The organism is Enterobacter cloacae complex sp. GF14B (genome assembly GCF_004136805.1).
Classification (GTDB): domain Bacteria; phylum Pseudomonadota; class Gammaproteobacteria; order Enterobacterales; family Enterobacteriaceae; genus Enterobacter; species Enterobacter hormaechei_C.
This window is the reverse complement of the sequence record NZ_QFRV01000134.1, coordinates 1-6,193: the sequence shown is the minus strand read 5'-3', so window position 1 is coordinate 6,193 and position 6,193 is coordinate 1. Positions and strand designations below refer to the sequence as shown.

Genomic DNA, 6,193 nt, shown 5'->3' with positions numbered 1-6,193 from the left:
CACGCCGTTAACCGCGCAAATCACCGGCTTCGGCAGTTTTGCCAGGCGGCGCACCAGCGGGTTGTAAAAAGTCTCAACGGACATGCCCAGATCGGGCGCCGGGCCGTTCGGGTCGACGTTACGGTCGTTAAGATCCTGCCCGGCGCAGAAACCGCGTCCTGCCCCGGTGATCAGCAGGCAGCGGATGGCGTCATCGCGCTCGGCCTGCTTCAGGCATTCGGAAAGCTGCTGGTGCATGACGTCGTTAAAGCTGTTCAGGCGCTCCGGGCGGTTCAGCGTAATGGTCATTACGCCCTGCTCAACATGGCTCAGAATAGATTCCACAATTAGCGTCCTTTAAAGTCTGGGGTGCGTTTTTGTAAAAAGGCGTTGATCCCTTCCCGGCGATCGTCGGTGGCCGCGAGCAGCGCAAACAGCTGACGCTCCTGCGCCAGCCCGGCCTGAAGCGGGACTTCCTGCGACTGGCGAAGCGCCTGCTTCGCCGCCTGTAGCGCCAGCGGCGAATGGTGCGCCATCAGCGCCGCCTGCTTCAGGGCGTACTCCAGCGTCAGCGAGGCCGGGTAGATGTCGCTGACCAGCCCGGCGCTGTGCGCCTGCACCGCCGTGATGCTTTCGCCCGTCAGCACCATTTTGCTGGCCAGCGATTTGCCTACGCTGCGGATCAGCCGCTGGGTGCCGCCTGCGCCCGGCATGATCCCGAGGGTGATTTCCGGCAGGCCAAAACGGGCGTTATCGCCAGCAATCACGACATCGCAGAGCAGCGCCAGCTCACAGCCTGCCCCCAGCGCGAAGCCGTTTACGGCGGCAATCAGCGGTTTGGTGAAGGCGTTGATCCGCGCCCACAGCTGCGGACGGATATCGTTCAGGGTGGCGGGCAGGTCTTTCTCCGCCATTTCGTTGAGATCGGCCCCGGCGGCAAAGCAGCGTTCGTTGCCGTACATCACGCAGACGGCGATCTCAGCATCCGCGGCGGCGGCCTCAAGCTGCTCCGCGATTTGCAGGAGCAGCGCATTGTTGAGCGCGTTGCGCGCCGCCGGACGGTTAAGCGTTAGCTGCAACACGCGGCCATGACGGGTAACAATCAGTTCGCTCATGCCATCCCCTTCGCATCAAAATCGACGATAACGTCGGCGGTTAACGGCAGCGCCTGACAGCTCAGCACATAGCCTGCGGCCAGCTCGTCCGGCTCCAGGCTGTAGTTGGTCGCCATATCGACTTTCCCACGCAGCACTTTGCATTTGCAGGTGGCGCATACGCCGCCCTTGCAGGCGTAAGGCAGATCCGCCCCCTGACGCAGGGCCGCGTCAAGAATGCTCTCGTCGTCCGCCGTCAGGGTGATCTCCCTGTCGCGCCCGTCCTGACGGACGGTGACCTTCTGGCCATCGGCCTGCACGCTGGCTGTCCGTTTAACGGCGGTACCCGGCGTGTTAAAGCGCTCAAGATGGATCGCTTTTTCCGGCATACCCAGCGCTTGCAGCGCCGCTTCGGCCTCATCCATCATCGCCGACGGGCCGCAGATGAAGGCTTCATCGTACTGACGGAAATTCACCAGCGTTTTTGCCAGCGCCTGGAGCTTTTCCCCGTCAATGCGGCCATGGAGCAGATCGCTGTCGAGCGTCTCCTGGCTGAAGATGGCGATCAGCTGCAAACGCTGCGGGTATTTATCTTTCAGGTCCGCCAGCGCCCGGCGGAACATCATGCTCTGGCTGCTGCGGTTGCCGTAAATCAGGGTGAAGTGGCTGTGGGCTTCAGTGGCCAGCGTAGCGGACATAATCGCCAGCATCGGGGTGATCCCGGACCCGGCGGCAATCGCCAGATAATGGCCTTCGCGTTCGGCCTGCGGCTGGTAGCCAAAATGCCCCTGGGGCACCATCACCTCCAGCGCCATGCCCGGTTTGATCTCGTCCCGGGCATAGCGGGAAAAACGTCCGCCCTCGATGGCTTTGACCGCCACGCTGATCTCACCGCACGCGGTGCTCCGGCAGATGGAGTAGCAGCGGCGCAGTTCATCCCCGCCAGGGCTGGCTTTCAGGGTCAGATGCTGACCGGGACGGAAGCGGTACGCCTCCTGTAACGCCTGCGGCACCGCGAAGGTAATGGTCACCGCGTCGCGGGTTTCGGGTTCCACTTTTGCCACTGTTAATGAATGAAACGTTGTCATGGCAGCCTCAAATACATTTGAAATAGTCGAAGGGCTCACGGCAGGTATTGCAGCGGTAGAGCGCTTTGCAGGCCGTGGATCCAAATTCACTGATAAGCGAGGTATCGGTGCTCGCACAGCGCGGGCAGCTCACCTCCGCGGGAACGTGGGCATGGCAGCTATGACCAACAGGCGGGCTGATGCCATATTCACGCAGGCGCCTGCGGGCATCGTCGGTCATCCAGTCGGTGGTCCAGGCGGGCTCCAGTTGCAGCACAATATGTACCGGGCTAAAGCCGTTTCCGGTCAGGGTTTCGCGGATCGCCCCCAGCAGATGCTCCGTTGCCGGACAGCCCGAATAGGTTGGCGTGAAGCCGATGACCCAGCCTTCCCCCTGTGCCTTCACGCTGCGCACCATGCCCAGGTCGGTGATGGTCAGCACCGGCACTTCCGGGTCGGGGATCTGGCTTAACAGCGCCCAAATCTGCGGGATTTGTGCAGGCGCGATGTCGACGAGGCGTTGCATGGCGTCCTCCTTTACCACTGCTGGCCGGGGTAAACGCGCTGGAGATACTGCATCTCTGCCAGCATCGGCCCGAGGTGTTCGGTATGTAGCCCCTTCTTACCGCCCGTGCGATACGCCACCTCTTCGGGCACGCGGAGGGTGGCTTCCGCCAGGCCAGCAAACACTTCGCGCTCCCACGGGTCCCGCAGGTCGCGCGGATCAACCGCCACGCCGTCATCAATTAGCGCCAGCTCGACCTCGTCAGCGTCGAACAGTTCAGCCGTAAAGCGCCACAGGCTATCCACCGCCTGCTGCATTTTTTGTGCGGAGGTTTCTGTTCCGTCCCCCAGCCGCACCAGCCAGCCGCGGCTAAAGCGCAGGTGATAGCGCGCCTCCTTAATGGCTTTTGCCGCGATGGCGGCAAGCTGACTGTCGCTGCTGTGGATCAGCCGCCCGTAGAGCGCCACGTTCCACGCATCCATCAGATACTGACGGGCAATGGTGTCGGCGAAGCTGCCGTTTGGCTGTTCCACCAGCAGCAAATTGCGGAACTGACGCTCATCGCGGCCATAGGCCAGGGTATCTTCATCACCCTTACCTTCCCGTTCAGCGGCGTAGGTCAGGAAATTGCGCGCCTGCCCGAGCAGATCAAGGCCGATATTGGCGAGCGCCAGGTCAATTTCCAGCTCCGGCGCGTGGCCGCACCAGGCGCCCAGACGCTGTGAGAGCACCAGACCGTTGTCGCCCAGACGCAGGGCATAAGCAGATACGTTGTTCATCCCCAACCTCACATATGCTCGATACCATCAGGGATGGTGTAAAACGTCGGATGGCGGTAGACCTTGCTTTCCGCCGGATCGAAAAACTCCCCGCTCTCTTCCGGCTGGGAAGCGACGATTTCACTCGCCTTCACCACCCAGATAGAACAGCCTTCGCTGCGGCGGGTATAGGCATCGCGCGCGTTTTCCAGCGCCATGCGGTCGTCGGCAGCGTGAAGGCTGCCTACATGCCGGTGCGACAGCCCCTGCTTCGAACGGACAAAAACTTCGTATAACGGCCAGTAAACATTGCTCATGGTTGATTCCTCTTATGCGGCCTGGCGAGCGCGTTGTTTTTCTGCGTGGGCCAGAGCGGCTTCACGCACCCATGCGCCGTCGTCCCAGGCTTTACGTTTTGCGGCCAGACGTTCGTGGTTGCAGATCCCGCGCCCGTTGATCACCTCGTCAAATTCCTGCCAGTCGATTTCGCCGAAGCGGTAGTGGCCGCTCTCTTCATCGAAACGCAGGTCGGGATCCGGCACGGTCATGCCGAGCATCTCCACCTGAGGCACCGTGTTGTCCACGAAGCGCTGGCGAAGCTCATCGTTGCCAAAGCGTTTGATCTTCCAGGCCAGACTGCGGGCGCTGTTTGGGGAGTTGTCGTCGTTGGGTCCGAACATCATCAGCGCGGGCCACCAGAAGCGGTTGATGGCGTCCTGCAACATCTGCCGCTGGGCTTCGCTACCCTGCGCCAGCGCCATGCAGGCCTCAAAACCCTGACGCTGGTGGAAGCTCTCTTCTTTACAGATTTTCACCATCGCCCGGGCATACGGGCCGTAAGACGTACGGCACAGTGCCACCTGGTTCACAATGGCCGCCCCGTCCACCAGCCAGCCAATGACCCCGATATCGGCCCAGCTCAGGGTCGGATAGTTGAAGATGGAGGAGTATTTCATCTTGCCGTCGAGCATCTTTTGATAGATGTCCTCCCGGGCGCAGCCCAGCGTTTCCGCCGCGCTGTAAAGGTACAGGCCATGTCCGGCTTCATCCTGCACCTTCGCCAGCAGAATGGCTTTCCGGCGCAGCGTCGGTGCGCGGGTGATCCAGTTCCCTTCCGGCAGCATGCCGACAATCTCAGAGTGGGCGTGCTGTCCAATCTGGCGGATCAGCGTCTTGCGGTAGGCATCCGGCATCCAGTCCTGCGGCTCGATGGCCGTCTCCTGTGCGATGCGTTGCTCAAAGCGTTGTTCTTGCGTCACATAACCACCTTTGTGATTCGTTAAATCACCACAAATAGCAAAATGGTGAATCATTTGGTTTCTTAAAAGTTACACAAAGGTTAAATATAACCCCAAGAAGCGTTTGTTTATTTTGTGACGACGCTCGCAAGCCTTTTCATGAAAGGCCGATGGCGCAAGGCTTTCTGTTGGTCAGGCCAAGCAATACAGATCACAACGTTAACAATTCATTAAAACTCAGCTTGATTTTTATGATTCGAGATCAAACTATTTATAGTGAAATCACGAAACATCTGGAGAGAAGAAATGCAGCAGTTAGCCAGCTTCTTGTCCGGCATCTGGCAATCAGGCCGGGGCCGCGAGCGCACCATCACCCACGCCATCAGCGGGGAAACGCTATATCAAGTCACCAGCGAAGGGCTGGATATGGCGGCCGCGCGCCGTTACGCCATTGAACACGGCGGAGAAGCGCTCCGCGCAATGAGCTTTATCGAGCGCGCCGCCATGCTGAAGGCGGTGGCCAAACATCTGCTGAGCCAGAAGGATCGGTTTTATGCCCTGTCAGCCCAGACCGGCGCGACGAAGGCTGACAGCTGGGTGGATATTGAAGGCGGTATCGGCACCCTCTTCACCTACGCAAGCCTCGGCAGCCGTGAGCTGCCGGACGATACCCTGTGGCCGGAGGATGAGCTGATCCCACTGTCGAAGGAAGGCGGCTTTGCGGCACGTCACGTGTTAACGTCGAAATCCGGCGTGGCGGTGCATATCAACGCGTTCAACTTCCCGTGCTGGGGGATGCTGGAAAAGCTCGCGCCCACCTGGCTTGCCGGGATGCCCGCCATCATCAAGCCCGCCACCGCCACCGCGCAGGTGACTCAGGCGATGGTGAAAGCGATCGTGGAGAGCGGACTGGTGCCGGACGGCGCCATCAGCCTGATCTGCGGTGGCGCGGGCGATCTGCTGAACCACCTCGACAGCCAGGACGTGGTGACGTTTACCGGGTCGGCCAGCACCGGGCAGAGCCTGCGCGTCCACCCGAATATCGTCGCACATTCCATTCCGTTTACCATGGAAGCAGATTCTCTTAACTGCTGCGTGCTGGGTGAGGACGTGACGCCGGAACAGCCGGAGTTTACGCTGTTTATCCGCGAAGTGGTGCGCGAGATGACCGCCAAAGCCGGGCAAAAATGTACCGCCATCCGCCGCATCATCGTGCCGGAAGCGCAGGTTGAAGCCGTCAGCCAGGCGCTGATTGCGCGGCTGGAGAACGTGGTCGTCGGCGATCCGGCCCAGGAAGGGGTGAAGATGGGGGCTCTCGTCAACAGTGAGCAACGTGCTGACGTGCAGGACAAAGTCGACCATCTGCTGGCCTCGGGCTGCCAGATCCGTCTGGGTGGTAAAGCTGATTTGCAGGCGCCTGGCGCATTCTTCCCACCCACCCTGCTGTTCTGCCCGCAGCCGGACGAAACCCCGGCCGTTCACGCCACCGAAGCCTTTGGCCCCGTCGCAACCCTGATGCCCTGCCGTAACACCGAGCACGCCATGCAGCTGG

8 protein-coding genes are annotated in these 6,193 nt (G+C 60.8%); 1 reads left to right on the top strand and 7 read right to left on the bottom strand.

Translation table 11 applies throughout. From position 1 onward, the window contains the following. The 7 genes from DD606_RS23430 to paaA all read right to left on the bottom strand — a co-directional run. Positions 1 to 327, bottom strand: a 327-nt coding sequence (locus DD606_RS23430) for an enoyl-CoA hydratase-related protein (protein WP_176691466.1), incomplete at its 3' end; no start/stop codon positions are given. Continuing rightward, complete coding sequence (gene paaF / locus DD606_RS23425; RefSeq protein ID WP_129259245.1) at positions 327 to 1,094, bottom strand: 2,3-dehydroadipyl-CoA hydratase PaaF; 768 nt, start codon at positions 1,092 to 1,094, stop codon at positions 327 to 329. The genes paaF and DD606_RS23430, both read right to left, overlap by 1 nt. Further along, positions 1,091 to 2,161, bottom strand: a complete 1,071-nt coding sequence (gene paaE, locus DD606_RS23420) for a 1,2-phenylacetyl-CoA epoxidase subunit PaaE (RefSeq protein ID WP_003857345.1) — start codon at positions 2,159 to 2,161, stop codon at positions 1,091 to 1,093. Before paaE ends, paaF begins: the two co-directional genes overlap by 4 nt. Before the next feature lie 7 nt (positions 2,162 to 2,168). Further along, complete coding sequence (gene paaD, locus DD606_RS23415; protein ID WP_003857347.1) at positions 2,169 to 2,666, bottom strand: 1,2-phenylacetyl-CoA epoxidase subunit PaaD; 498 nt, start codon at positions 2,664 to 2,666, stop codon at positions 2,169 to 2,171. Between the two features lie 11 nt (positions 2,667 to 2,677). Continuing rightward, complete coding sequence (gene paaC / locus DD606_RS23410; RefSeq protein ID WP_129259243.1) at positions 2,678 to 3,424, bottom strand: 1,2-phenylacetyl-CoA epoxidase subunit PaaC; 747 nt, start codon at positions 3,422 to 3,424, stop codon at positions 2,678 to 2,680. An 8-nt stretch (positions 3,425 to 3,432) separates the two neighbouring features. Further along, a complete protein-coding gene (paaB, locus tag DD606_RS23405; protein WP_003857353.1) occupies positions 3,433 to 3,720 on the bottom strand; it encodes a 1,2-phenylacetyl-CoA epoxidase subunit PaaB in 288 nt (95 codons plus the stop codon). 12 nt (positions 3,721 to 3,732) lie between these two features. Next, positions 3,733 to 4,662 carry a 1,2-phenylacetyl-CoA epoxidase subunit PaaA gene (paaA, locus tag DD606_RS23400; protein WP_003857355.1) on the bottom strand — a complete coding sequence of 310 codons (930 nt, stop codon included), beginning with the start codon at positions 4,660 to 4,662 and terminating at the stop codon, positions 3,733 to 3,735. A 285-nt stretch (positions 4,663 to 4,947) separates the two neighbouring features. Here paaA and paaZ point away from each other — a divergent pair. Then, a partial coding sequence (paaZ, locus tag DD606_RS23395; protein ID WP_129259242.1) for a phenylacetic acid degradation bifunctional protein PaaZ occupies positions 4,948 to 6,193 on the top strand: 1,246 nt, incomplete at its 3' end.